This is a genomic window from Pedobacter sp. FW305-3-2-15-E-R2A2 (assembly GCF_038446955.1).
GTDB lineage: Bacteria > Bacteroidota > Bacteroidia > Sphingobacteriales > Sphingobacteriaceae > Pedobacter.
The window spans coordinates 4043048-4069766 of record NZ_CP151803.1 but is presented as its reverse complement, the minus strand read 5'-3'; the positions used below and the strand labels follow the sequence as shown (position 1 = coordinate 4069766).

Genomic DNA, 26719 nt, shown 5'->3' with positions numbered 1-26719 from the left:
TACTAAGGTAGGGGGCTTGTTGTTCCGGGATGGGGGTGTTTTCACCCAATTGATGTGGGTGTTTAGCCGGGAAATATTTGTGACTGTGGAAAAATATTCAAGTATCCTTGTTTAGGAGGAATGATGATGTTTTGAAGATTAAATTAACTTTAGGTCTAAAACAAAGACCATGAATCTGGAGGTAATCGAAGAGTATAAACAATTGTTCAGAACTGACACCGGTTTGGATGCCGAAGAAAATGCGGCCGACTTCGCAGGATGGCTATTTCTCAGACGGCAAGCCGCAATGATGGAAATCATTCAGGATTTAACGGAAAGGCATCAAAACCAGCCTGCAACAGTGGCGCTGATTAAAAGCATCATGAATCGACTTTTACTTTGTTAACGATATATTTTTGCAATTTGCGCAGGAAAGGACAGACCCCTGGATTTTATGAACACCTACCCAATTGCAGCATATAGCGACCAGATACAGAGAATAAAGAAAAAAATACTTGAAGCCAAAGATGCCGATAAAAATTACATCGCATTTGGAGCAGACCAGCATAAATATCAATTGAACAAGCCGGCAACAGCAGAAAAGATTACAGAGATTGAAAATAAATATTCAATTGAACTGCCAGACTGTTACAAATCATTTGTTTTGACTGTTGGAAATGGTGGTATTGGCTGGCAAGACTCTTCAGCAGGTCCTTTTTTTGGGATTTATCCCTTAGGAGAAAATATGAATGAATTAATTAATGTTGATGCAGAAAAATATTTAAAGAACCGCTGTGTGATCCATCCAAAGATGACCAACGAATTTTGGGAAGCATTATCCCAAAAAATAAATGGTGATGAAACCATGACTGATGAGGAATATGATCATGAACGAGGTAATTTATGGGCTGGAATACTTCCGGTAGGATCGCAGGGTTGCAGCTATTTGCACGGAGTAGTTTTAAACGGGCCGTATAGAGGTCGGGTGGTAAACTTAGATATAGATGGGCAAAAGCCCAACTTTGCTTTTGAGAAAAATTTTCTGGATTGGTATGAAAGGTGGTTAGATGAAGTGATTTCAGGCGAATTAATTGACGGTGGTACCGGATGGTTTGGATATCAAATGGGGGGTACTGAGGAAGAATTGCTGACCATCTTTACATCTTCGACAGATCTCGCGGAAAAGGACGACTGTTTAAATGGCTTGCTGAATAAAAAAAAATTAAAGCACCAAACCTTAAGCCACATTGAAAGATTAATCGATGTTAATCCTGCATACAAAAACAAATTGATTCAAAACATTTGTAAATCTGACTATGAGCGGGCCAAACCACATTTAATGGAATTGCTGAAAACAGACTTGCTTTCTGTCTTCAGTTTCATTTATTGGTATGCAAAGGATCGCGCTAAGGAATGGCTAAAAGTTATTGAAGCGCATATTTTTAGAATTGAAGACGAAGAAACATTCCGGTTTTTTACTTATTTACTAAAAGAGACCAACACGAATTATGGCAGCCTTATTACACCATTTGCCAGTCACCCTATAGACGAAATCAGGCTGCAGTCACTGTATACTTTGGGTCAGTTAAAAAACAAAAAAGATTATATCGAAATATTTATTGAAGGGTTAAGAGACCCGTCAAACCGGGTAATACACGCCTCATTGCAAGCCTTATCAGGGTTAAAAGATAAGCGGTTATTGGCCTCTTATAAAGAGCTCGCTGAAAAGTTTCCGATAGAACAAGACTATATCCTGGCAAACCTTAATCATAGATTAGCTGACTATGGTTTGACCAATAAGACGATTTTAAATCATTTCTGACTTTCTTCATAAGTAGGACCATACAGGCCTGGCACTTTATTTCCCGTTGCCCGCAGGTAAACGATCAATTCGCCACGGTGGTGATAAATATGGTTAAAAAGAAAGCCACGGGTTACCGTGCCTCTGGGCATGGGGCCAAGGAGGATTTGTTCTCCGGCTTTCATCGTCCAGTTGTCTTGTAATTTTTGCTCAGTCAGCGACGCTAAGGCCGTCCTGGCTTTTTCAACATTACGTTCAAAAAGCGAAAGGGTTGCTTGGATGTCATTGGTATCGCCCCGTTCAAGCTGATCAGCCACTATATCATAAACATCTTCAGTCAGTGTGCCGACGTACCAGTAATAAATGGTAGCAATGTGTTGGGCAAGTTCGCCCATCGTCCAGGAAATATCCGAAGGCTTATAAGCAAGGTCTTTTTCCGGAACGGCCTGTAACAATTTCCGCGTGTTATTTACTTCATTTTCGAATTCAGCTGACAGATATTGGAGTATCATAACCAGAGGTGATTTAAAGGTTCATAAATAATAACGGCTATAAAACAACTGCCATCGCCAATAAGTTTTCAGCTGCTGCGCTAATTTGCTTTTTCAGAAAGAAAGGAAGAAGTGGAAAATGCAATGCACTGGTAAATCAGGGGCGACAAATTCAGCTGTGATTGTAAAAAATATTTATGTACGTTTGTTAAGGGGCGATTAAGATGTTGTTATCTAACAGGTAACCACACGTCTCCTAATGATCAAATCTTTTTTTATTTCTTTTAAATTGCTGGGGGGCATTGATTACTGATTATAATGAAAATGTATTCTGAATTTACGGATTCTGAATTGGTCCGTCTTGTAAAAGACAGGAATCATGAGGCTTTTGCAGAGATCTATAATAGGTATGCAGTGCTGATGTTTTATAAAGTAAATCAGATGTTAAGGGACGAAGAGCCATCTAAAGACCTGGTGCAGGATTTATTTGTCGCCCTTTGGGATAAACCGGAACTCATTCAGGAAGACAATAACCTTGCCGGCTACTTATATATAGGCGCCAGAAACCGCGTATTGAAATTCATACAACGCAACAAGCTCAAAAATGACCACATCGCTTCCTTAGCAAAATATGCTTCAGAAATCAGCCTGGAAACGATACAGGATATTGATGAACGCGAGTTGAATATCATTATACAGCGGGAGATTGACAATTTACCGCCTAAAATGAAACTCATATTTGAAATGAGCCGTAAGGACAATCTTTCTCATGCTGAAATTGCTGATAAACTTGGGCTTTCAGACCAGACGGTGAAAAAACAAGTGAACAATGCCCTGAAAATTCTTCGTTCAAAACTAGCTCTTTATGCACCCTTCGGACTGATTATCATTGAACTTTCCAAAAGAAATTAAAATATTTCTTTCTGAAAATCAGTTAATTACATTTATTTTCAAATTTTTATGATTTCCATCTACGCCCTGAGGGCCTTTCATCGCTATTACTTATAAATCAGGAATAAACTGATAAATGCAGATGAATAGGGAACAGGTAATAGAATTGATCAGGAAGTATAATGAGGGCAGTGCCTCAAAAGAAGAAATACGTCTTGTCGAAAACTGGTTTGTGAAGCAATCTGAGCTTCGGCAACGGGAGCCTGAGGATGTTGACTATCTGGATGTAAAACGACAGATGTGGCTAAATATTGATCAGCAAATTGATCGGCCTGTGCTGGAACGCCGTTTAGACATTGCTCCTGCAAGAAGATCAAGGTTAAGATTTAGAATCGTTGCTGCAGCTGCGGTATTCATCATCGCGATCACCGCTGTATTCTTCTATAGCAATTATAAAGATGTTAACGGACCTCAGATCGTAGAAAACGACATTAATCCTGGTAAAAATAAAGCGGTGCTGACTTTAGCCAACGGACAAAAGATCAGTTTAACCGATGCGCTTAACGGAGAGCTGGCACAACAAGCCGGGGTGACCATCAGCAAAACTGCAAACGGACAATTGATTTATCAGGCTGCGCCAAATTCTTCCGGAAAAAACACCGCTGAATACAATACCATTGAAGCGCCTCGCGGCGGACAGTGGCAGGTGATTTTGCCGGATGGTTCGAAAGTCTTTTTAAATGCTTCTTCCAGCTTAAAATATCCGGTCTCTTTTGCCACGAAAGAAAGAAAAGTAGAATTAAAAGGGGAAGCGTATTTTGAAATCAGCCACAATAAAAAATCGCCGTTCCGGGTCATTGCAAAAGGACAGACTGTGGAAGTTTTGGGAACCCATTTTAACATCATGTCTTACGATGATGAAAAAACCGTTAAAACTACCTTGTTATCCGGAAGTGTCAAAGTTTCTTCCAATGGAAGCAATGTTGCGGGAGTCAATGCTGTCGGAATTAAGGCGGCTAAAACTGCTGCCGAATTCCTGATTCTGAAACCGGGTGAGCAATCCCAGGTATCTCCGGGCAATATGAAACTGATTCATGATGTAGACCTGGAAGATGTCCTCGCCTGGAAAAACGGGTATTTCAAATTCAATGAAAACTTAAGGTCCATCATGACCAAGGTTTCCAGGTGGTACGATGTAGAGGTGGTTTATGAAACACAGCCGGATCCTGAATTCAAATTTAAGGGAGAGATTTCCAGGGACAAAAACATCTCTGAATTACTAAATATGCTGGATTATACTGGAAATGTACATTTTAAGATTGAGGGAAGGAGGGTGATCGTTAAAAAATAGATACTATTTAAGCGACGTAATCCTTAAAAAAAGAGGCCAGAAGTGCTCGATACACTCCTGACCGATGCCGGAATACGTTAACAAAAATTTTGAGATCCTATCAACTAAACCAGACAAACAAACTTAGCAAATATTGTGAGTTAAAGCAATGCTATGGTTTCATCAACCGCTAAGAATTTGTCGCAAACCAGATGAAATGTATAAAACCTATACGAACCAACCCGTACTCAAAAAGTATGCGAATAAGATTTTGCTAATGATACGATTCACCACCGTCATTTTAATAGCTACAATTATGCAGGTAAGTGCGAGCAGTTTTGCGCAGCGCATTACCCTGAATACCAAAAATACAGCGTTGGAGCAGGTATTGAAGGACATCCGGCTGCAAAGTGGTTACGACTTCCTTTTTAGCGAAGGACTGATCAGGTCCAGCAAGCCGATTTCCATCTCTGTAAAAAATGCAGCGATAGAGGAGGTGCTGGAAAAGTGTTTCAGCGACCAGCCGATTACTTATAAGATTGAAAATAAAACCGTTTTACTGAAGGCCAAAGCCCCGACGCTTATGGACCGTGTGGCGGCAGTTTTTGCTGTCGGCATAGACGTGCAGGGAAATATCATCAATAAAAAGACCAATGAACCACTGAGTGGGGTTACGCTTAAGGTGAAAAATAAAAGAATCAATGCCGGCTCTAATGCGAAGGGAGAGTTTCATCTGCCAAAGCTGGAAGAGAACAGTGTGATCACCTTCAGTTCTGTTGGATTTGATTCCCTGCAGGTGAGGCTGAGTGAGTTTGAAAAAATGGAGGTCAATACCAGCTCCTTTGTTAAAAATATAAGCGTGGTGAAAACAGCTACCGGCTTTTACCTGACCATTATGATGGAGCCATCGGTATCTTTTCTGGATGAAGTGATGGTGCAGGCCTATGGAACCACAGACCGCAGAAGCAGTACCGGTAACATTGCCAGGATCAGTTCAAAAGAGCTGGAACAACAGCCCTTAATGAATCCCTTGCTGGCTTTGCAGGGTAGAATACCCGGTGTAATCGTTACCTCCACCGCCGGTTATGCCAGCAGTCCGGTGAAAGTAGAAATCAGGGGAAGAAAGACCATTAATTCTGCTTTCGTTTCAGAACCTTTGTATGTGATTGATGGGGTACCTCAAAATACCCTGGACCTGGGCGGAACTTCCAATTATCAGACCGGTTCTCCCGGTGTTGTTCAGGACGGATTTTCTCCTACCGGAGGCCAAAGCCCGATGTTTGGCATCAATAGTAAAGACATAGAGAGTATTGAAATTTTGAAAGATGGTGATGCCACTGCGATTTATGGTTCAAGGGCAGCGAATGGAGTTATTCTGATCACTACAAAAAAAGGCAAGCCAGGCGCTACTAAATTTTCGGCAGCCCTGGAACAGGGATTTTCTGCCATCACCCGCCATTGGGAGGTACTCAATACAGCCGAATACCTGCAACTCAGAAAGGAAGCATTTAAGAATGATAACCTGATTCCAAATCTCGAAAATGCGCCTGATCTGGTATTGTGGGACCAGAATAAATATACAGACTGGCAAAAAGTACTTTTGGGAAATATTGGGAAACAATCCAATGTTTCGCTGAGCCTGAGCGGTGGTGATGTGCAGACTCAGTTCCGCCTCAGTGGCAATTATGTAAAACAGACAGAGATCCTGACCAGTAAAGGAAGCAACCAGGTGGCCGGACTGGCCTTTAACATGGGGCATAAAACTACTGACAGGAAATTTCAGGTAAATTTTGGGGTTATCTATTCTTATACTACGGTCAATACCACCACCATTCCTGCTGCGGTTAATTTGGCGCCCAATGCACCGGATATTTATGGACCTGACGGGCTACTGAATTTTGCGCCATGGAGAGGTCCCGATGGATCAAGTAAGTTCCCCTTCGGCGGACTTGAAGGTCCGTATTATTCTGATACCCATACCTTCACCGGTAACCTGAACCTGAGTTATGAAATATTAAAAGACCTGAATTTTTCTACCAGATTTGGTTACGGCTATACCAATAATGCCACGAAGTATTTCAGTTATATTTATGCGCAGGACCCGATCACTAACCCAACAGGATCTAACCGCTTTGGAAGCACCAACAACCTTAATGTAGTCGTAGAACCACAGCTAAATTATAAACTGAAAATAAGTGAAGGCAATCTGGAGTTATTGTTAGCAGGCTCTTTGCAAAAAAATGTAACCAAAGCCAATTCATTGACGGGCTTTGGTTATGATAGTGATGATTTTATTGAATCCATTAACCTGGCGCCTCAGATTTTCAACCCTACCGGAGAGGTGGGCTACCATAAACTGGCGGCGGTATTTGGCAGGATTAACTACAATTGGAAATCAAAATATATTGTCAATATGAACTGGCGCAGGGACGGATCTTCCCGCTTTGGACCTGGCAACCGCTACGGTGATTTTGGCTCTGTTGCAGGTGCATGGATTTTAACGGAAGAAGCGCCGATCAAAAAAGCCCTTCCTTCATTTATCAGTTTCTTAAAGTTGCGGGGAAGTTATGCCTTGACGGGTGGCGATGCGGTAGGTGATTATAAATACCTGGCACAATGGGCTAAAAATAAGCCATATAGCGATCCATTGCCCGACTATGATGGCACTGCTCCTTTAATCAGTTTACTGGCGGTAAATCCAAATTACAAATGGCAGGTGAATAAAAAACTGGAAACTGCCATACAAATTGGTTTTTTAGACAACCGGATCAATGCTCAGTTTGCGATATACCGCGAAAGGTGTGGCAATCAGCTGACGGATTTCCCTACGCCGGTATATACTGGTTTTCCTACGGTAATGGCCAACTGGCCTGCAGTAGTAGACAATAAAGGCTGGGACATTACCATCAATGCGGATGTGATGAATACGGATAAATTTAACTGGACGGTATCGCTTTTTGGTTCCAGAAACAAGAATATATTGGTCTCGTATCCTGACCTCGCACATTCCCCGTATGTGAACACGCATCAAGTGGGTAAATCTATCAATACCCAATATCTTTTTCATTATTTAGGCGTAGATCCGCTGACTGGATTTTACAAGATGGAAGATTACAATGGAGATGGTGTTGTTGGTCAGAATAGCGGCCGCGCCGGCGGTGGTGACCAATATATTGCATTAGATCTTTCTCCAAGATTTACCGGAGGGTTGACTAATGTGTTGACCTACAAGGGGCTCAGCCTGAGTACATCTTTCAATTACAATAACTTTATCGGGGCTGATCCCAATTTTAGCTCAGATGTCTATCCGGGTGCCCCGGGAAATTTGCCAAAAAACGTGATCGGAAATTACTGGAAAGCCCCGGGTGATCATGCCTTATATCCAAAGCCAACTACTAAATTCAATGATGGAACCCAGCTGTTTTTTAATTCTGATGGGAGGTATAGAACGGTTTCTTATCTCCGCCTGTCTAACGCGGCACTTTCTTATGAGCTGGATCAGAAATGGGCAAAGAAATTGGGCGCAGGGTCGCTGAGGGTATATGTAAATGCTCAGAATGTATTTGTGATCAGCAATGTTAAAGGGCTCGATCCTGATATTCAGCAATTTGGGGCGCTTCCACCCGCCAAAATCTATTTGTGTGGCCTTTCGGTAAATTTTTAATTCCTAACGAGATGATGATGAAAAGAAATTTAAACAGATATAGCTTTATGGTGGTATGCATCCTGATGTTTTCTTCCTGTAAAGACTTGATTGACATTCCTGATCCAATCAATACCACTACTACGGACAAGGTTTTTGATAATGATAACCAGGCAAATTCTGCTATGGCTGGTGCCTATTCGCAATTGATCAATGAGCAGGTACTAAATTTTGGAAATGGGGCAACGACGACCTTATGCAGCCAGTCGGCCGACGAGTTGAATGTCTCTGGCGTAAACATTAACGCAGTGTATGCGAATAAATTGATCTCGTCAGAGCAGGCGACATCCAATATCTGGACTACTGCCTATAAGAATATTTATAATGCCAACGCCGTTATTGAGGGAATTGCAGCTTCTACTTCTTTAAAGCTCCACAAGGAGGTCAGAATTAAGCTCACTGCCGAAGCTAAGTTCATGAGGGCTTATACCTATTTCTACCTGGTTAACTTTTTTGGAGATGTACCATTGGTACTGACCGATGATTTTAATAAGACGGTTAAAATGAGTCGTACGCCAAAGGCGGAAGTCTATGCACAGGTGTTAAAGGATTTGCAGGATGCCAAATCAGATCTTGCCGCAGATTTTTCCGGATCAAAAACCGGAGAACGCATCCGTCCGAACAAATGGGCGGCAACGGCCATGCTGGCCAGGGTCTATCTTTTTATGGGCGATTATACCAATGCCGTTGCCGCTGCAACAGAAGTGATTGATCAAAGTGGGTTATTTAAATTGAAGGGGGATTTAAATGAGGTGTTTTTAAAGAATAATGAAGAGGCCATCTGGCAAATGCAGCACAGTAACCTGACACTCGTACGTGGGAACGCCACACCCGAAGGTTATGTGATCAAGCCTTATCTGTCGGATATAGTGAATGAGTATTTTGGTGTTCGTCTTGCGGACGACCTTATTCAGAAATTTGAAAACAACGATAAGAGAAAGTCTTCCTGGCTGATGCCGGTGACTAAAGCCGGGGAAATCAATTATTTTGTCTATAAATACAAAATAGGGATAGGAAATTCGTCCATCGGAGGTCCGGTTACAGAGTACTACACGATGCTGAGACTGGCAGAACAATACCTGATCAGAGCAGAAGCTTTAACATTGGGCAGTCAGCAATTGGATCTTGCGGTTGCCGATCTGAATGTAATCCGCCGTCGTGCGGGTATTGATGAACTCCCTGCAGGACTTTCCAAAGAAACAGTAATCGCTGCGATTGAGAAAGAAAGAAGAACAGAGTTTTTTTCTGAATGGGGCCACCGTTGGTTAGACCTGAAAAGGACCGGAAGGGCACACGATGTGCTTTCTGTAATTCCTGTTAAACAGCCCTGGGCAGGAGATTACCAGCTGCTGTATCCAATCCCTTTAACGGAGATACGGACAAATAATAAACTGATTCAAAATCCTGGTTACTAATCCCCTAAACTGAACGACATGAAAACTTATAAACTGAACATTATATTATCAATCAGCTTATTGTGCTTTGCTTTTGTTTCCTGTAAAAAAACTGAACAAGTACCTGTGATTAGTCACCTGTCGCTATTTAATGCGATGCCTGGAGATACGAAGTTGTTGACTAGTTTTAGAGGAACCAAACCTTTGGATCGTTATTATGACGGACTGCTTTTTTATTATGCTGTTTTTAGTGGATTGAATAAATACGCGATTACTAAAGAAGAACAGCCCTTAGCAATGTACCGCTATCCGGATACATTGCCAACGAGTAAGCCGCTATACGACCTGAACCTTAAATTAAAACAAGGGAGCATCAACAGGTTATACTTTATGGGAACGGTTGAGCATCCTGATTACCTGCTTTCTACTTTTGTTCCTCCTGCTTACAATGTCGCCGACAGCACATTCGGTATTAAATTTCTGAACCTGTCTTATCAAAGCAAACCTATAAATGTTTACCTGGTTAGCAATGGGGAACGTAAAGAAGTAGAAGGGCTGGCGTACAAAGGGGAGACGGAATATAAGCGCTACGCTGCAGCCTTAAAAACCGGAGAATATACTTTTGAATTCCGGGATCAGGAAACACAAAAACTCCTTGCAAGTTATACCACAAATGGGGTAGGCTTTGCCAAGGATAATTTATGGCGTTTCCGGAATTTCACCCTGGCCCTGATCGGTTTACCCGGTGAAACTGCTGAAGTATTAAAACAAAAACCTTTTTTGTTAGACGACTATTAATCAAAAGCAGGCTTTTTTAAGCCTGCTCTCCAATAAATCTTCTTAATCCAAATTTAACTACTATGGAACCAATCGTTCGTATTAGCGGTCTGTCGCACCGTTATAGTACCAGCTGGGCTATTCGTGACATCAATATAGAGATCCCAAGGAGTGGGATTGTAGGACTGCTAGGCTCCAATGGGGCTGGAAAATCCACAACCATGAACATCCTTTGTGGCGTCCTATCGCAAACCGCCGGGGAAGTGATCATTAATGGCATCGACCTGAGTAAGGAGCCCGAACGGGCCAAACAAGAGATCGGGTTTTTGCCTCAGACCCCGCCATTGTACATGGATTTAACGGTAGATGAGTACCTGAGGCATTGTGGAATTCTGCGTTCGATAGACACTAAACAACTGAAATCTGCCATGGAAGAAGTGAAAGAACGCTGTGGATTGACACATATCAATAAGCGGCTGATCAAGAACTTATCCGGTGGGTATAAGCAAAGGGTGGGAATTGCCCAGGCCATTATTCACCATCCAAAATTAGTGGTGTTTGATGAGCCGACCAATGGCCTCGATCCCAACCAGATCATCGAAGTTCGCGGCCTGATTAAAGACATTGCTGCAGAGCGGGCGGTGATCCTTTCTACCCACGTCCTTACCGAAGTTCAATACCTGTGTAAGCAGATCGTGATGATCGAAAGCGGACGCATCGTTTTTTCGGATACGATGGAAGCTTTTGACAATTATGTGGCACCGCATAGTATGGTGGTGCTGATGGAAAATGCACCTGCGGAGGATCGTCTGATGGCCATAGAAGGCATTACAAGAGTGGAATACCTGACGGAAAAGCAACTGAGGCTCTATTTTAACGGCGACCGCAGTATTTCTGAAACCCTGGTGCTGGAAAGCGCAAAGCAAGGATGGCGCTTGCGTGAGCTGAGTATGGAAAAAAGCTCATTAGATGAAACTTTTGCCCAATTGTCCAGGATCTCGAGCTAAGCATCATCACACAAATGAAGCCGTAACTAATAAATATATTCGAATGAAAAAAATAATACAAATAGCCAGACTGGAACTCAGCCTGCTATTTTATTCCCCTATAGCCTGGTTGCTGATCATGATCTTGTTTCTGAAAATGAGTTTTGATCTGATCCCTGCTATAGATGAAATACAACATATACAGCAATATGTTCCTGCTTTTTCTTTTTTAACAGACAAATTGTTTACCACGAGCCTGAGGTTAGGTAATCTTCCCCTTGGGATCTTTTTTGGAATTCTTTCCAGCTTGTTTCTGTATACTCCTTTGGTTACCATGGGAATCATCAGCCGGGAAACCAGCAGCGGAAGCATTAAATTGTTGTACTCTTCTCCTGTAAAACTGAGTCAGATCGTTTATGGCAAGTTCCTCGCCATGCTGCTCTATAATTTGGTGATCATCGCGTTGATGTGCCTCTTTCTGCTGATCGGTTTCGCATGTATAGATAATTTTGATTTTCCGCATCCTCTTGTGGCATTGCTTGTGGCGTATTTACTCTTAAATACTTATGCGGCAATCGGGATCTTTATGTCCAGCCTCACTACGTATCAGGTGGTTGCGGCGATCTGTACTTTTGCGGTACTCGCTTTCATGAACTATATCGGGAATTTCGGACAAGGTCTTGATTTTGTGCGCGACCTGACCTATAGTCTTTCCATGCCCAGCAGGGCAGAGCGCATGGTGGCAGGACTGCTAAACAGTCGTGATGTGATCTATTACTTCGTGGTTACGGGAATTTTCCTTGGTTTTACGATTGCCAAACTACAGCTGGCCAGGGTAAGCAGACCCTTTATTTATCATGCGGGTAGGTATTTGCTGGTGCTGAGTATTGGATTGGGGGTGGCCTATCTGAGTTCCCGGCAGCCGGTAATTGGCTATTATGATGCCACATTTACCAAGGCCAATACGATTGTTAAAGCAACTCAGGAAGTCTTAAAAAAGATGGGTGATGAGCCGCTTGAGGTAACTGCTTATATCAATGGATTACATGGTTCCTATAGTTTTGGCGCTCCTGTTGGACGTATTCCAGCTACTGCCCGATGGGAACCTTATTTGCGCTTTAAGTCTAATCTTAATTTGAAATGGGTCTATTATTACGATTACAGAGACCCTCAGTTCTATGTCATGAATCAAGGGAAAAGCCTAAAAAACCTGTTTGCAGAACAGGCAAAGGCTGCTGACGTTGATACGGCCGGATTTTTAAGTCCGGAACAGATCCGTAAAGAAGTAGACCTGCGCGGGGAGAACGACCGCCTGGTATTTCAGCTGAAGTATAAAGGTAAAACCACTTTTCTAAGGACTTTTGATGATGCTTCTTTCTGGCCTGATGAGCCGGAGATCGCGGCAGCCTTGAAACGCCTCATTGTGACGCCGCCAAAGGTTGTTTTCGCTACAGATGGTTATCAGCGGAGCGTGGATAAGGCGGGCGACAGAGATTATAAAATGTTGGTTAACAATAAGTTTTCCCGGAATTCGATGATCAATATGGGCTTTGATATCGACAGCGTTTCCTTAGAGAATGAACAGATTCCGGCGGGCATTTCCGCATTGGTGATTGGTGATCCCAGAGTTCAGCTTAGCCCGTCTGCATTGGCCAAACTTCAGAAATATGTTGCTGAAGGTGGCAACCTGATGATTGCTGGCGAGCCGGGTAAACAAGCCATTGTTAATCCATTACTGGATTCCCTGGGGGTAAAAATGCGTAGTGGGACGCTGGTGCAAAAAAGCAGTGATTTCTCTTACGGATTGGTTACGCCAACCTTAGCTGCTGCAGCAGTGGTCATGAGTCCGGCCCTTGAAAAGGCTTATAAAGAAAAATCCAAAATCTCGATGCCAGGTGCAGCTGCGCTGAGTTATGATAGTAAAGGACCATTTGCGATCCAACCGCTGTTAATGACGAATGAAAAGACCGCCTGGATCAAAAAAGGACAATTTGTACTGGATTCTGCCGCTTTGGTGTTTGATGCCAAGATGGGTGACGAGCGGGGAGCTTTTCCTTCCTCTTTGATGCTGAGCAGGAAATTGAAGAACAAGGAACAACGGATTGTGGTAACCGGTGATGCCGATTTCTTTAGCAATAAAGAGCTGGCAAGGAGTAATATAGAGGTCATGAACGGCTCTTTTGCCATTAGTGTTTTTGGCTGGTTTGCTGATGGGGTATTTCCTGTAGACATGACCCGCCCGCCATCGAGAGATAATAAACTGCTGCTGACCAAAGCAGGGGTGAGCACTTTAGAGATATTGTATTATGGGCTGATTCCCGGCACCATATTCCTATTGGGAATGGTGTTGCTGATTCGCAGAAAACGTAAATAAAATGAGCTTTATAACTGATAAACAAACGATCGATGATTTGAATATCTTCTCCAGATCGGGGAGCGATTCCATCTACTATATTTTTAATAAAACCTATACCCAGGGTGGCGCTACGCTACTGGAAGACCTGTTTCGCAATCCGCTTTCAGACGAACAACTGATCAATGAAAGGGTAGCGATATTGCGGTATTTTCAGGAAAGCAAATCTGCTTTCCCATTACAGGGAAACCGTTTTGAAGAAGCGGAAAGATACCTGGGCAATACCGATCCCCGCAGTCGCCTTTCCAATCAGGGCTTTAGCATGGCCGACTTTAAAGCTGCCGGTGAGAGTGTGATCGCATTGACCGGGATCTTACAGGGATTGAAAAGGTTTATGCTGGAGATTCAGCCAAAAGTAGGAGCGAATCCTTATGGCAAAGAAGTAGAAAAGGTACTGGCACTGGTTAATTCCAGGGAGCTGGAAATCATCTTTGCAGAGCATGGAAAAGGAAAGATCTCTTCCGGTAAGATTGTAGAGTACGACAATATTTTGCGCTTTCAGCAACGTCCGCTGATGGAAAAGATCCTGCAGCACATTTACTACCTGGATGTCTACATTTCCATCGCCAGGGTAGCGGAAGAACGTGGATATCAATTTGCTACTGCTTTAAAACGCGATGCCAACCGCTTAAAGCTGCAGGGCGTGCGCCATCCCTTGCTGAACAAACCGGTTACCAATTCTTTGGAGATGAACCCGGACAGCAATATTGTGTTCCTGACCGGGGCCAATATGGCGGGGAAATCGACCTTTATGAAATCACTGAGCATTGCCATGTACCTGGCGCACCTGGGCTTCCCGGTTGCGGCAAAACAAATGGAATTCTCTGTTTGTGATGGCATGTATACGACCATTAACCTGCCAGATAACCTGGCCATGGGCGCCAGTCATTTTTATGCGGAGGTCCTAAGGGTCAAAAAAGTAGCTGTTGAACTTGGTGCCGGAAAAAACCTGTTTGTCGTTTTTGATGAGCTGTTCCGTGGTACCAATGTGAAGGATGCTTATGAAGGCACCATTGCGATCATGGAAGCTTTTGCCAGTAAGCCGCATTCTTTATTTGTGATCTCTACCCACATTATGGAAGCAGGAGAAGTGTTGCAAAAGAAATGCAGCAATATGATTTTCCGCTATCTGCCTACCCGCATGGAGAATGGTAAACCGGTGTATACTTATACACTGACGGAAGGGATTACCGACGACAGGCATGGGATGATCATCATCAACAATGAAGGGGTTCTGGAGCTGATCAGCGATAAAAAAGAAGCAAAAAAAGCACAGCACAACCTGACTGCAGATAAGCAAACGATCGAAGATCTGAATTTGCAGGGCAAGTTTAAACAACAATCTATTTACAGTCTGTTCAACCGCCTGCAAACCAGGGGTGGAGAGAAACTGCTGGAAAGTATGTTTGCCCATCCCTTGAATCAGCCGGAGCTGATCAATAAACGCAGTGCCTTATTCGCGTTTTTTCAGCAGCACAGGGTGATTTTTCCGGTGATCCGCTCACAGGTAGAGTCTATGGAAGATTACCTCTCCGGCGGAGCGGGCGCAGCACTGCCAAGCGTGGCTTGGGGAATATTCCTGAAAAAAATCCAGCAAACACTCTTCCATAGTGCAGAATTGCTGCAATTGCAGGCCGGACAATCGGTGACGATTGAAGTGCTGCAGGCTTTCCAGGTATTCTTTTCAGAACTAAAAATCAAAACCGGTATTGCTGTGTATCAGGCAGAGCTGGATCTTGCAGAAAAGATCCTGCAGGATTCCAGGTTGCAAGGCATCTTGAATGCAGGAGAGGAGCAACCTTCCTTAACGCAGCTGATCAGGAATGACTATGTGATTCGCCATGCGATGATGAACCAGATGGAAAGCTTGCTGAAACTGATCTATGAGCTCGATGTTTTTGTAGGCGTAGCAGCGGTTGCCGCAGAACAGGACTTTGTGTATGCAAAGGCATTGCCTGCGGAAGAAATGGTATTGCGTATGGATGGTTTCCGCCATCCAGGATTAAGAAATGGGGTGGCAAATGACCTGCACTTAACCAGAGATAGGAACGTATTGTTCTTAACCGGTGCCAACATGGCCGGTAAATCCACTTTTATGAAGTCGATGGGTATTGCGGTTTACCTCGCCCATATGGGCTTCCCGATAGCGGCTAAACAGATGGAGTTTTCGGTTAAAGATGGTTTGTTCTCCTCGATCAACGTTTCTGATAACCTGGATATGGGCTACAGTCATTTTTATGCAGAGGTATTGCGGACCAAAACCGTAGCCAAAGCGGTTAGTGAGTCCCTGGACCTATACGTATTATTTGATGAGTTGTTTAAAGGTACAAACGTAAAGGATGCTTACGATGCCACGCTGGCGGTTACGAAAGCCTTTGCAGAAAACAGGAACAGCTTCTTTGTGGTCTCCACACATATTATTGAAGTGGGTGCAGCTTTAGGCAAAATATGCGATAACCTGCAGTTCTCCTTCCTGCCAACGGTGATGAAAGATGGGGTGCCAACCTATCCATATACACTGGCTTCGGGTATCACGACCGACAGGCAGGGAATGATCATCATTGAAAATGAAAAGATCGTCGACATCATTAAAGCAAACGATCCGGTAAGTCATAAACCATTATTATCACGATAACATGTTCATTAAATATAAATCTTTAAGTCTTTTACTTTTAGCTGCCCTTTGTATTCCTTTGGCCTGTAAAACAAGCCTGGATACACAGCCATTGCAGCTGGATCCGGAAGTAAGAATGGGTAAGCTGCCAAATGGCTTTACCTATTATATCCGCAAAAATAAAACACCCGAAAAGCGGGTGATGATGTACCTGGCCAGTAAAGTGGGCTCCATTCTGGAAACAGATCAGCAAAGAGGCGTAGCCCATTTTGTAGAGCACATGAGCTTTAACGGAACCAAACATTTTCCTAAAAAGGAGCTTTCTGATTACCTGGAAAAGTCGGGAGTACGTTTTGGGGCAGACATCAATGCCAATACCGGTCTGGATGAAACTGTTTACCAGCTTCCATTGCCTTCGGACAATCCGGAACTGCTGGCCAATGGCCTGCAGATTATGCGCGACTGGGCGCAGGATGCCAATATTGAAGCAGCGGATGTAGAGCGCGAACGTCACGTGATCCTGGAAGAGAAACGTTTCCGTCAGGGACTTACACAGCGTTTACAGGAAAAAAGTATTCCCTTTTATACCAATAACTCCCGTTATGGTTCGCGTTTCCCCATCGGAACGGAAGAAGTTTTGTTAAAGGTGACCCCGGAAGAAATCCGCAGTTTTTATAAAGATTGGTACCGCCCGGATCTGCAGGCCGTATTGGTAGTTGGAGATGTAGATGTAGACCAGATGGAGAAAGACATCAAGGCAAAATTTTCAGACCTGCGCAATCCTGAAAAGGAAAAAGAGCGACCGGTTTATCGGGCAACGCTGACCGGTAAGAACCAGTATATGCAGTTCATAGATGAAGAATTGGGTGGTATTTCCATGGAGATCACGAAGAAAGAGCTGGCTGATACCATCATCACCGCTGCAGATTACAGAACCAGTCTGCTCAAAAAATTGCTGGCAGAGCTGGTCAGTATCCGGTTTAGAAGATTACCGATTGTTGGTTTTAATCAATTGACAGGCGGATTGAACTCTTTTTCTGTAAACCTGACCACCAAACCCGCGGAGACAGAACAAGGATTGAAAAGTATATGGCTGGAACTTCGCCGAATGGAGGAGCAGGGCTTTACCAAATCAGAACTGGAAAGGGTTAAAAAAGCCCATCAGTATCAGACGGAGGAAGCTTTGAAAGAAAAAGACAAGACTGCTTCGGAAGTACTGATCCGGCCGTATCTGCAGCATTTCTTAACCGGTAATGTGGCACCTGGCATCATTAAAGAAGCCGAGCTGACCACCTCATTGCTTCCTGACGTGACATTGGATGAAATCAATGCGCTGATGAAGAATTACATGAAAGCTACCGATCGCGACATCATTGTGAAATCTTCGGAGTACAATAAGGCGTTTCTTCCGGATGAAGCAACCGTGTTGAAATGGATAGAAAGTGTGTATACCCAAAGTCTGCCTCCTTTTGAAGAGGACAACCTGGACCTTCCGCTGCTTAAAAACGAGCCTGCTCCGGGAAAGATCAACACTGTTGAAACGGTTAAACAAGTTGACCTTCAAAAGATCACGCTGAGTAATGGCCTGACGGTGTTATTGAAAAAAACAGATTTCCAGAACGATCAGATCCTGATCAAGGGACTTGCAGAAGGAGGGACCTCTTTATACAGTGATGCAGATTTCGAAAGTGCCCTTAATGCCGCGAGTATCGTTGCTGCTGCCGGTGCAGGGAATTATGATGCACTGCAGCTCGGTAAATTTATGACCGGAAGAAAGGTTCAGCTGAGTCCTTTTATCGTTGATCAGTACCAGGGATTCAATGGCAGCACGACAAAAGAAGACCTCCCGGCTGCACTGGAATTGCTGCATGCTTATTTTACGGAACCCCGTAAGGATGAAGAATCCTATCAGACGCTTTTGGGAAGAACCAAAGAGCAGCTGATGAATAAAGAAGATGGGCGAAGTCAGGTTTTTATGGATACGGTAGGCCTGGTGTTAGGGAATTATCATGTGCGCAAAAAACCACAAAGCATCAGTCGCCTGGATGGAATTAAACTGGACAGGGCTATTGAGATCTATAAAGAACGTTTTGCCGATGCATCGGCTTTCACTTTCTTATTTGTAGGAAATATAGAAGAGGCCAGGATTAAACCTTTACTGGAAAAATATCTGGGATCACTGCCTTCGAAAAGGAAGAACGAAACCATCCGGGATCTTGGAATTAACGTTCCTTCTGGTCGCATTTCAAAAACCGTGTATAAAGGGACAGAACAGAAATCAAGCGTAGTGCTGGCTTATTCCGGTGCTTTCGATTACAATTTTGAGAATACCATTAAGATGAATGCCATTGCAGATGCGCTAAAAATCAGCCTCACCCAGCGTCTTCGTGATCAGGAAGGAGGGACCTATACGCCGAATGTGCAGATGAACTTGTCTAAATATCCGAAAACCAGGTTTGCCATGCTCGTTTCTTTTGACTGTGCCCCTAAGAATGTGGAATCGCTGATTGCTTCGGTACAGGATGAGCTCCGCAAAATGAAAACATCAGGACCTTCTGCGGAAAACCTGCAGAAATTTAAGGCTGTGCGTAAAGTCGGACTGGAAACAGGCGCCAGGAACAATGAGTTCTGGCTGGATTACCTGGCTTCTCAGGTGATGAATAAGGAGCCTTTAACCCAGTTTTTTGAGTATGATGCGGCCTTAAACGGCATTACCATAAAATCAGTTCAGCAAGCTGCGGCGACTTACATTCAGGATAAGAACTACGTAAAACTGGTTCTGATGCCGGAAAAAACTAACCCTTGATTATAGAAAATATGAAGAAAATCATACAGATAGCCAGGCTGGAACTTAGCCTGCTATTTTATTCGCCGATTGCCTGGTTAATGTTGCTCATCCTGTTTGTACAGATGAGTATGGGCTTTACCCCAAAATTACCTGATTTAGCCCGTGGGCGAGAATTTATGGGTCTGACGGAGCGTCTATATATGAGTATAGATTATGGGGGTGTCCTGAGTGCTATTCTGGATAAACTGTACCTCTATATTCCTTTGATCACGATGGGGATCATCAGCAGGGAAACCAGTAGCGGAAGTATCAAATTACTGTATTCTTCTCCGGTAAAACTAAGCCAGGTGATTTACGGGAAATTTACAGCTATGCTCGTTTATAACCTGATGATCATCGGGGTGATCGCGCTGTTTGTAATGATTGGCGCTGTTTATATCCCGCATTTTGATTATCCACATGTTTTAGTGGCACTATTGGCCATTTATTTAATGCTCAATGCTTTTGCGGCCATTGGGATTTTTGTATCCAGCTTAACTACTTATCAGGCCGTTGCCGCCATCAGTACTTTTGTGGCACTGGGTTTTATGAATTATATCGGTACCGTTGGACAAGGGGTTGATTTTGTGCGCGACCTGACCCATAGCTTGTCTATGCCCGACCGGACCGCACGTATGATGGCCGGATTACTGAACAGTCGTGATGTGATTTACTACCTCGTGATTTCCGGGATGTTCCTGGCTTTCACGATTACCAAGCTGGAATTAGAAAGGCTATCGAAAACCGTAATGCAACAAGTGATGCGATATGGCCTGATTGTATTGACCGGCTTAGCGATCACCTATGTGACTTCCCGTCAGCAGATGATTGGTTATTACGATGCTACGGCTACCAAGCAGAATACCATCAGCAAAAATACACAGGAAATCCTCAAAAAGATGGGTGATGAGCCTGTAGAGGTGACCCAATATATCAATGGTCTGGAAGATTCCTATAATAAAGCTACACCGAAACAGCGGATCGAGGACATTGCCCGTTGGGAGCCTTACCTGCGTTTCAAACCAAATATTAAGCTAAAATGGGTATACTATTACGACAGCATACCAGGGATTACGGAGCAATTGAAAAAACAGAAGGTCACTTTTAATTATTATGTGATGTTCATGTCGAACCTGATGAAACTCGACCTCCGTAAGTTTCTGACACCTGCAGAAATCAAGAAGAAGATCAACCTGGAAGGGGAAAACGCACGGGTGGTGATGCATTTGAAATATAAAGGTAAAACGACATTTTTAAGGACATTTTCTCCGGATAGTCATTTCTGGCCTAAAGAGGCGGAGACCGGAGCAGCATTAAAACGCCTGATCGTGAATGCGCCTAAAATTGTTTTTGCAACCGATGGCTATCAGCGCGGGATGGACAAAATAGGGGATAGAGATTATAAAACTTTAACCAATACCAAGCTGAGCAGGGGATCCATGATCAACCAGGGATTTGATGTAGACAGTGTTTCTTTGGAAAATGGGGAGATCCCTGCAGGTATCGCGGCATTGGTGATTGCTGATCCTAAAGTGGCATTTGGTCCGGCTGCCCTCAGTAAGCTGCGGAAATATATCGGTCAGGGTGGAAACCTGATGATTGCAGGGGAGCCGGGTAAGCAGGGCGTCATCAATCCATTGCTGGATTCCCTTGGGGTAAAAATGCTGGACGGAACACTTGTTCAGGAGAGCAAAGATTATTCGAATGACCTGGTGGTTCCAAATTTAGCGGCAGGAGCAGTGGCGATGACTCCGGAATTGCAACCTTATTACCTGCGTAAATGGGTGGTTTCCATGCCTGGAGCAGCGGCTTTAAGCTATGATCCTAATGGTCCTTTTGTTGTACATCCTTTATTAACGACCAATGCGGAAAGCAGCTGGTTGAAAAATGGAAAACTGGTGCTGGATTCGGCAGCAGCAATATTTGATGCTAAAGCCGGCGATCAGCGGGGAAGTTTTCCGACCGCATTGATGTTGTCCAGAAACCGGAACCATAAAGAACAAAGGATCATGGTGTCTGGTGATGCCGACTTTTTGAGCAACGCGGAGTTGTCGCGCATGAACATGCAAACCATTAACGGAGGTTTTGCTTTAGGGGTGTTCAAATGGTTTGCCTATGGGGAATTTCCGATAGATACGAGCAGGCCGGAAACTAAAGACAATGTGACTACGCTGACCAAGACCAGCGCAAAGACATTACAGGTATTTTATTATGGGATCATCCCCGGGGCCATCTTCCTGCTTGGATTGGTGATCCTGATTCGCAGAAAACGTAAATAATATAGAAAACCTAAATCACTCAGAAAAATAAGTAATTATGAATCAAACTTTTGAGCATATCATTTTGGCATTTCTCCTCACGATAGGTCGTTATTTTTTTATTGCAGGTATCTTTTTTTTAGTTTTTTACCTGCTTTTCCCCAAGAGCTTGCTGCGAAATAAAATTCAAGGCAAGCTGGCGGGAACGGCCGATTTCCTGCGCGAGATCCTGCATTCTTCCGTGTCCAGTATGGTGCTGGCCGTGATGGCATTAATGGCCCTGTCTGAAAACATACGGGGATATACGTTTATCTATACCGATTTGCATGCCTATCCGCTCTGGTGGATTCCGGTCAGTTTATTACTCACCTTAATCGTGCACGACACTTATTTTTACTGGATGCACCGGATATTGCACCATAAAAAGCTGTTTAAGGCGACACACCTGGTACACCATCAATCTACCAATCCTTCGCCATGGGCTGCTTATTCCTTTCATTTTTTTGAAGCGATAGCGGAAGGAGGAGTGATGATCGTATTGGTCTTTGCGATGCCTTTGCATCCTTTAACATTGATGCTGTTTGCCTTTTCTTCTTTTGTGATCAATGTTTACGGACACCTTGGTTATGAAATTATGCCAAGAGGATTCCGGAATACTTTCCTTTTCGAAATCATCAATACTTCTACTTTTCATAACCTGCACCACCAGAAGTTTAAAGGAAATTATGGATTGTATTTAAGGGTATGGGACAGGTTGATGAAAACAGAACATCCGGATTATGTGAAAGATTATGACCGCATACAGGAGCAGCGATTTGGGAATTTACAAAACGATACCCTTGTTAAAGCAAAATAATGCATTAAATAGCATAATGCATTAAATGCTTTATTAGTTAGCGTAGCATAAAGCACATTGTGTAGTAAAAATCAAAGCCGCACTCAGATCTTAAATGCGGCTTTGATTTTTTATGATGATCAGGCTATGACAGCCGGTTATGGCTTATCTGCCGAAAACACGGGGAAAGCGACGGCGGTTTTCGTCGATAAAAACGGCGAGCTGGTAATTCTCCTCCGAATCGATCGGCAGATTTTCGATTTCCTCGATGCCACAGGCATAAGGCTTTTTACCCACTTTACGATTGCCTCCGGCGAGGAAGGTCTTGCGGTTAAACACATGCAGGATGCCGTCTTCTACAAAGGTATTTGGCCGGTCTTCGCGGATGAAGTCCGTATCACTGTCATAATATCTGCGGTTCAACGTCTTGATGCTGAAGACTGAATCGTAGGGGCGATCTTCCGGATTAACCACATACTTGTCGTAGGTTTCGATCACATAGTCGATCGTTTCTTGTTTCAGGAAAGGGAAAATCGGTCCGAGCTGCAGGAAATGTTCTCCCTCCACATGTTCGAGCAGCGCTGCGGTCATCCGGTCGGAAGTCAGTTCCAGTTCGATCTCCTGAGGTTCTGCCTGGTAGAGGTTCATCACTTTTACTTTTCCGGAGCGGGAGTAGTCGCTTTTAATTCTGCTGGAATCGGTGTTGACAATGATCTTACTAACCTGTGGGATAGCCTCGAGCTTATCAATCATCACACTGTATAGCGAGCTGCGGGAGATGTGTTGGAAATGTCTGTCGGGAAAAAAGTACCCGGCCTCTTCCGGGATTGAAATGAGTGCCGTCAATGAAAAGTTATCCATCGTTTGAGAGTTGGTTGGTTTATAAGGCTAATGTACGAATCGCAGGGCGCTGTTGCTTACCCGATCGAAAAAAAGACCATTTTTACCATCGATGAAGGTGCTGACTACACCTTTAATAGCTCCTTTAGTGCTTCATCTTCATCGCTTAGCATGTCGTACACTGTATCTCCATCAACATTCGGTATATTTTTATCTGCACCGGATTGAATCAAGAGTTTGACGCATTCCAGACTGTCGTTCAAACCTTTTGAGCCTCCACTCTTTAAACCATGAATTGCCCAGAAGAGTGGACTGGCTTTAAAATCTATACATCTTTGATTAATTGCTGCGCCTCTTGCGATGAGTTGCTCAACAACTTCGCTTCTTCCACACCAACAAGCCCAATGCAATGCGGTTCCTCCATGACAACCTGCATGATGGATGTTGGCGCCCTGTTCCATATAAAAGATGGCAACTTTATCCGCATTCAGGCTCGATGCAGCCGTAAGTGGGGAATCGCTTTTTTCTGCTAATTCGCCGCCATTGATATTGGCGCCATATTTAAGAAAGATCTTTGCCATCTGAATGGCCTCTTCTTCAGTACAGGTTCCGGAAAATACACCATCGCATATCCGGTGCAACGGATGTGCTTTTGTTATGTTTTGGTCGTCATATCGAATTCCCTCATTAGCGAGGCCTGGTTGATTGACCAGCGCGGCTTCTATGTCTTTATAGGCTTTCGCATCGATCAGTTTTTTCATTTTTTGTTCTTCAGTTTCCATATTGCCCGGGTATTGTCCTATACATTCTTGTTAATAGCAGCAGTGCTGGTCAGGTCCTGCTTCTTGCGTAATCGGCTTCTGGCGGCAACACATGGCGGTTGTTTTTTATTTTAAATATGCAAAATTATACTTTCAACTGCTTATACTTAAGTTTTTTAAGTAATCATTTTATCCTGGTTTTGATGCTGAGTTTGGTGATCCTGCCAGCATTCATACCTGAGGTCTTTAAACTCGAATCACCGAAACACTCCGCTTGTCCTGCTGATTCCATCTTTCTGCAAAGGTAGGGTGTAACAAATCTTGGCGCTAAGCTTCTAAATCAGGTTATGGAAAAATTGAGTTCAGGTGAGTTCTTCGGCGTGACAAGTCAGAAGCTGGAAACAGGCGGACTAATTCTGACCAACACGGCCTATACCCACGATTATGTGGACTGGCACCACCATGAGAATGTCTATTTCACCTTTCTACTGAAAGGAAAAGTAATCGAAGGGAATAAAAAAGGCAAACTGAACCTCTCGGCAGGAAGCCTGTTATTCCATAACGCCCAGGAATCACATTACAACATCAAGCCTCCGGGAGAAACCCGTGGGATGCAGCTTGAGCTTCAGCACCGCTGGATCAATGAAATGTATCCTGATGTCGATGTACAAGAGGGAAGCTTTGAAATATCTTGTCCCAGAACAAAAATCTTGTTTTATAAGCTGTTGGGAGAAAGTAAGATTGCGGATGATCTAACCATACTTGGGATTCAAAATCTGGTCATGGAGGCCATTAATCCACTTTTTTCTGATACAAAGGAATCCCGGTTTAGACCCTCTTGGGTCGGTAAAGTAGGCGAGCTGCTTCAGGACAATTATCTTTGTCCGCCGGATCTGAAGGCGATCGCTGCCGTAGCAGGTGTCCATCCGGTCCATTTATCAAGGTCGTTCAGCAAGTATTTCGGTTGCACCATCGCCGAATATATTCGCCTGTTAAAGGTAGAGAGGGTATTTTCTCAGCTCTCTGTTAAAGGAAGTTCACTGAGTACAATTGCCCATAGCTGCGGATTTGCCGATCATAGTCATATGGTCAGGTGCTTCAAAGCTTTTAGCGGGAATACGCCACTATTTTTCAGGCGGCTCCTGAAGTTTTAGCCAGATGTTAATCTCGTTCTATATTTGGCCCTTGCAGTACCTTATTTTTACACAAAAAAATATGATCCGGAAATTTTACGCCATAGTCCTTCTTTTTACGCTTCCAGTTTTCGCCTTGCAATCCTATGCACAGAAACTGGCTTTTTTTGATGTCAGACCTGCAAGGGAGGGTCTTCAGACTGTTCCGGCCATCTCTTCCTATAATGTCGGTTCAGACAAGGACCTTTACCTGCTGTTGTCGCCGGATGCTTCTCTTCAGGCTGAACTTGCCAAACTTGCCCCTTCAGTAAAAACGGAAGAGCTATTGGCTATCGGTAATTATAGCTTTGATTTTTATGTAGACGGTAAAAAGGTTTATACTGAAAACCTTGGGCCAGGGGCGATCCTGCCACAAGATAAGACCACTAATCGCCCGATGGATATCGTTTTGATCAGCTCAAACAGGTCGGGATTATGGAGCATTAACCTTTGGGACCGCTTCATGGCAAAAGCAGGGATGTCGCTTTTAAGTACAGCGCCAAAGCTGCTGGAAATACGGGTCAGCGTTTATGTGGAACAAAACGGAACAAAATATAGTGCAGTGCAGGCACAGGCAGGAATCCATATCACAAGAATTCCAAAGAAAATCGATCCCTTGACAATGGGGCCACAAGCCATAGCCGCAGGAAGTGGCTTTAAGCTTTCCAAAGCGAAGCTGAACAGGAAACTGATTGTTGCGCTCAATACAAAGGTGGCCGATCAGACGTATCGCATGATCAATGGGATTGTGGTCATGAAGAAGGGGGAGTTGCTTCTGGAACAGTATTACAACGGGGAAAAAAGAGAAACGCTGCATGATCCCAGGTCGGTGAGCAAATCGATAACCGCGACACTCACGGGAATGGCCATCAGGGCGGGCTTTATCCGTTCTGAAAACCAGGTCCTGAAGGAATTCTATAAGCTTCAGGATTATGCCAACTATAGCAGCAAAAAGGATAGTGTAAGCATTGTAGATCTGCTGAGCATGAGTGCCGCATTTGAGGGGAATGACGAGGTGGAAAGCTCTGCAGGAAATGAAGAGAATATGTACCCAACAGCCGATTATACCAAATTTACACTTGACCTTCCGATGGTTGCTGGTCGCCAAAATGGTAAAAGCTGGTCATATTTTACCGCGGGCACCAATCTGGTGATGGACATTCTCGACAAAAGTATACCAGGTGGTGTAGAGGCATTTGCTAATAAAAACCTTTTTGCACCATTGGGCATAGCTAAATTTGAATGGGCACGGACACCACAGGGTAAGCCGTTTGGTGGTGGTGGGCTCAGGTTACGTGCGCTTGATTTTGCGAAGTATGGTCAGTTGTATTCAAATGGGGGCGTGTACAATGGCAAACGCCTGCTCGAAAAATCCTGGGTAGATAAAAGCTTTTCCCCCTTACAGGTCCTTCCGGCGGACAGACCTGGTTTTTACGGACTTCTTTTTTGGAACAAGGCTTTCGTGATTGCTGGTAAATCTTATCAGGTATATTATAGCAGTGGAAACGGTGGAAACAAGATCTATGTGTTTAAGGATCTGCCCATTGTGATTGTGATTACCGCCTCGGCCTATGGTAAAGCGTTCGCGCACGCCCAGGCTGATGAAATCGTAGAAAAATACCTGCTGCCGGTAGTTTTATAGTGAAA

The 26719-nt window shown here is 43.9% G+C and carries 18 protein-coding genes; 15 read left to right on the top strand and 3 right to left on the bottom strand.

Features of this window, described 5'->3' with window-relative positions; all coding sequences use genetic code 11:
* Window positions 1-169: 169 nt before the first annotated feature.
* Together AAFF35_RS16225 and AAFF35_RS16220 are read left to right on the top strand one after the other, a co-directional pair.
* Window positions 170-385 (top strand): hypothetical protein, encoded by a 216-nt coding sequence (locus AAFF35_RS16225; RefSeq protein WP_342327570.1) that lies wholly within the window; start codon window positions 170-172, stop codon window positions 383-385.
* A gap of 48 nt (window positions 386-433) precedes the next feature.
* A complete protein-coding gene (locus tag AAFF35_RS16220; RefSeq protein WP_342327568.1) occupies window positions 434-1801 on the top strand; it encodes an SMI1/KNR4 family protein in 1368 nt (455 codons plus the stop codon).
* On the opposite strand, the gene AAFF35_RS16215 is transcribed toward AAFF35_RS16220, so the two are convergent.
* Window positions 1792-2292 (bottom strand): DinB family protein, encoded by a 501-nt coding sequence (locus tag AAFF35_RS16215; RefSeq protein WP_342327567.1) that lies wholly within the window; start codon window positions 2290-2292, stop codon window positions 1792-1794. The two genes, AAFF35_RS16220 and AAFF35_RS16215, sit on opposite strands and share 10 nt — an antisense overlap.
* A 297-nt stretch (window positions 2293-2589) precedes the next feature.
* On the opposite strand from AAFF35_RS16215, the gene AAFF35_RS16210 reads away from it, so the two are divergent.
* The 11 genes from AAFF35_RS16210 (at window position 2590) to AAFF35_RS16160 (ending at window position 22320) form a co-directional block, all read left to right on the top strand.
* A complete protein-coding gene (locus tag AAFF35_RS16210) occupies window positions 2590-3183 on the top strand; it encodes an RNA polymerase sigma-70 factor (protein ID WP_342327566.1) in 594 nt (197 codons plus the stop codon).
* A gap of 121 nt (window positions 3184-3304) precedes the next feature.
* Entirely contained in the window at window positions 3305-4513 is a 1209-nt protein-coding gene (locus AAFF35_RS16205; protein WP_342327565.1) for a FecR domain-containing protein, read from the top strand.
* A 256-nt stretch (window positions 4514-4769) separates the two neighbouring features.
* On the top strand, window positions 4770-8156 hold the full coding sequence (locus tag AAFF35_RS16200; RefSeq protein WP_342327564.1) for a SusC/RagA family TonB-linked outer membrane protein: 3387 nt from the start codon (window positions 4770-4772) through the stop codon (window positions 8154-8156).
* Between the two features lie 11 nt (window positions 8157-8167).
* Entirely contained in the window at window positions 8168-9610 is a 1443-nt protein-coding gene (locus AAFF35_RS16195) for a RagB/SusD family nutrient uptake outer membrane protein (RefSeq protein ID WP_342327563.1), read from the top strand.
* Between the two features lie 18 nt (window positions 9611-9628).
* Window positions 9629-10387: a hypothetical protein gene (locus tag AAFF35_RS16190; RefSeq protein ID WP_342327562.1), complete on the top strand. Its 759-nt coding sequence runs from the start codon at window positions 9629-9631 to the stop codon at window positions 10385-10387.
* Window positions 10388-10449: 62 nt separating this feature from the next.
* The gene (locus AAFF35_RS16185) at window positions 10450-11373 is read left to right on the top strand and encodes an ABC transporter ATP-binding protein (RefSeq protein ID WP_342327561.1); all 924 of its coding nucleotides are present in this window, start codon (window positions 10450-10452) and stop codon (window positions 11371-11373) included.
* A gap of 43 nt (window positions 11374-11416) precedes the next feature.
* Entirely contained in the window at window positions 11417-13726 is a 2310-nt protein-coding gene (locus tag AAFF35_RS16180; RefSeq protein WP_342327560.1) for a DUF4350 domain-containing protein, read from the top strand.
* A gap of 1 nt (window position 13727) precedes the next feature.
* Window positions 13728-16400 (top strand): hypothetical protein, encoded by a 2673-nt coding sequence (locus tag AAFF35_RS16175; RefSeq protein WP_342327559.1) that lies wholly within the window; start codon window positions 13728-13730, stop codon window positions 16398-16400.
* A gap of 1 nt (window position 16401) precedes the next feature.
* A complete protein-coding gene (locus tag AAFF35_RS16170) occupies window positions 16402-19185 on the top strand; it encodes an insulinase family protein (protein ID WP_342327558.1) in 2784 nt (927 codons plus the stop codon).
* Between the two features lie 11 nt (window positions 19186-19196).
* Window positions 19197-21485: a Gldg family protein gene (locus tag AAFF35_RS16165; RefSeq protein WP_342327557.1), complete on the top strand. Its 2289-nt coding sequence runs from the start codon at window positions 19197-19199 to the stop codon at window positions 21483-21485.
* A 37-nt stretch (window positions 21486-21522) separates the two neighbouring features.
* Complete coding sequence (locus AAFF35_RS16160; protein WP_342327556.1) at window positions 21523-22320, top strand: sterol desaturase family protein; 798 nt, start codon at window positions 21523-21525, stop codon at window positions 22318-22320.
* Between the two features lie 144 nt (window positions 22321-22464).
* Here AAFF35_RS16160 and AAFF35_RS16155 read toward each other — a convergent pair whose 3' ends face one another.
* Complete coding sequence (locus tag AAFF35_RS16155; RefSeq protein ID WP_342327555.1) at window positions 22465-23160, bottom strand: hypothetical protein; 696 nt, start codon at window positions 23158-23160, stop codon at window positions 22465-22467.
* Window positions 23161-23264: 104 nt separating this feature from the next.
* Window positions 23265-23921: an ankyrin repeat domain-containing protein gene (locus tag AAFF35_RS16150; protein WP_342327554.1), complete on the bottom strand. Its 657-nt coding sequence runs from the start codon at window positions 23919-23921 to the stop codon at window positions 23265-23267.
* 326 nt (window positions 23922-24247) lie between these two features.
* Here AAFF35_RS16150 and AAFF35_RS16145 point away from each other — a divergent pair, with 326 nt between their 5' ends.
* A complete protein-coding gene (locus AAFF35_RS16145) occupies window positions 24248-25054 on the top strand; it encodes an AraC family transcriptional regulator (RefSeq protein ID WP_342327553.1) in 807 nt (268 codons plus the stop codon).
* 61 nt (window positions 25055-25115) lie between these two features.
* A complete protein-coding gene (locus tag AAFF35_RS16140; RefSeq protein WP_342327552.1) occupies window positions 25116-26714 on the top strand; it encodes a serine hydrolase in 1599 nt (532 codons plus the stop codon).
* Window positions 26715-26719: the final 5 nt, after the last annotated feature.

Coding starts and splice junctions, on each gene's coding strand:
- AAFF35_RS16155 (WP_342327555.1), bottom strand. CDS start 23,160: ATGGATAACTTTTCATTGACGGCACTCATTTCAATCCCGGAAGAGGCC.
- AAFF35_RS16140 (WP_342327552.1), top strand. CDS start 25,116: ATGATCCGGAAATTTTACGCCATAGTCCTTCTTTTTACGCTTCCAGTT.
- AAFF35_RS16210 (WP_342327566.1), top strand. CDS start 2,590: ATGAAAATGTATTCTGAATTTACGGATTCTGAATTGGTCCGTCTTGTA.
- AAFF35_RS16225 (WP_342327570.1), top strand. CDS start 170: ATGAATCTGGAGGTAATCGAAGAGTATAAACAATTGTTCAGAACTGAC.
- AAFF35_RS16150 (WP_342327554.1), bottom strand. CDS start 23,921: ATGGAAACTGAAGAACAAAAAATGAAAAAACTGATCGATGCGAAAGCC.
- AAFF35_RS16180 (WP_342327560.1), top strand. CDS start 11,417: ATGAAAAAAATAATACAAATAGCCAGACTGGAACTCAGCCTGCTATTT.
- AAFF35_RS16185 (WP_342327561.1), top strand. CDS start 10,450: ATGGAACCAATCGTTCGTATTAGCGGTCTGTCGCACCGTTATAGTACC.
- AAFF35_RS16205 (WP_342327565.1), top strand. CDS start 3,305: ATGAATAGGGAACAGGTAATAGAATTGATCAGGAAGTATAATGAGGGC.
- AAFF35_RS16195 (WP_342327563.1), top strand. CDS start 8,168: ATGATGATGAAAAGAAATTTAAACAGATATAGCTTTATGGTGGTATGC.
- AAFF35_RS16165 (WP_342327557.1), top strand. CDS start 19,197: ATGAAGAAAATCATACAGATAGCCAGGCTGGAACTTAGCCTGCTATTT.
- AAFF35_RS16215 (WP_342327567.1), bottom strand. CDS start 2,292: ATGATACTCCAATATCTGTCAGCTGAATTCGAAAATGAAGTAAATAAC.
- AAFF35_RS16220 (WP_342327568.1), top strand. CDS start 434: ATGAACACCTACCCAATTGCAGCATATAGCGACCAGATACAGAGAATA.
- AAFF35_RS16170 (WP_342327558.1), top strand. CDS start 16,402: ATGTTCATTAAATATAAATCTTTAAGTCTTTTACTTTTAGCTGCCCTT.
- AAFF35_RS16160 (WP_342327556.1), top strand. CDS start 21,523: ATGAATCAAACTTTTGAGCATATCATTTTGGCATTTCTCCTCACGATA.
- AAFF35_RS16145 (WP_342327553.1), top strand. CDS start 24,248: ATGGAAAAATTGAGTTCAGGTGAGTTCTTCGGCGTGACAAGTCAGAAG.
- AAFF35_RS16200 (WP_342327564.1), top strand. CDS start 4,770: ATGATACGATTCACCACCGTCATTTTAATAGCTACAATTATGCAGGTA.
- AAFF35_RS16190 (WP_342327562.1), top strand. CDS start 9,629: ATGAAAACTTATAAACTGAACATTATATTATCAATCAGCTTATTGTGC.
- AAFF35_RS16175 (WP_342327559.1), top strand. CDS start 13,728: ATGAGCTTTATAACTGATAAACAAACGATCGATGATTTGAATATCTTC.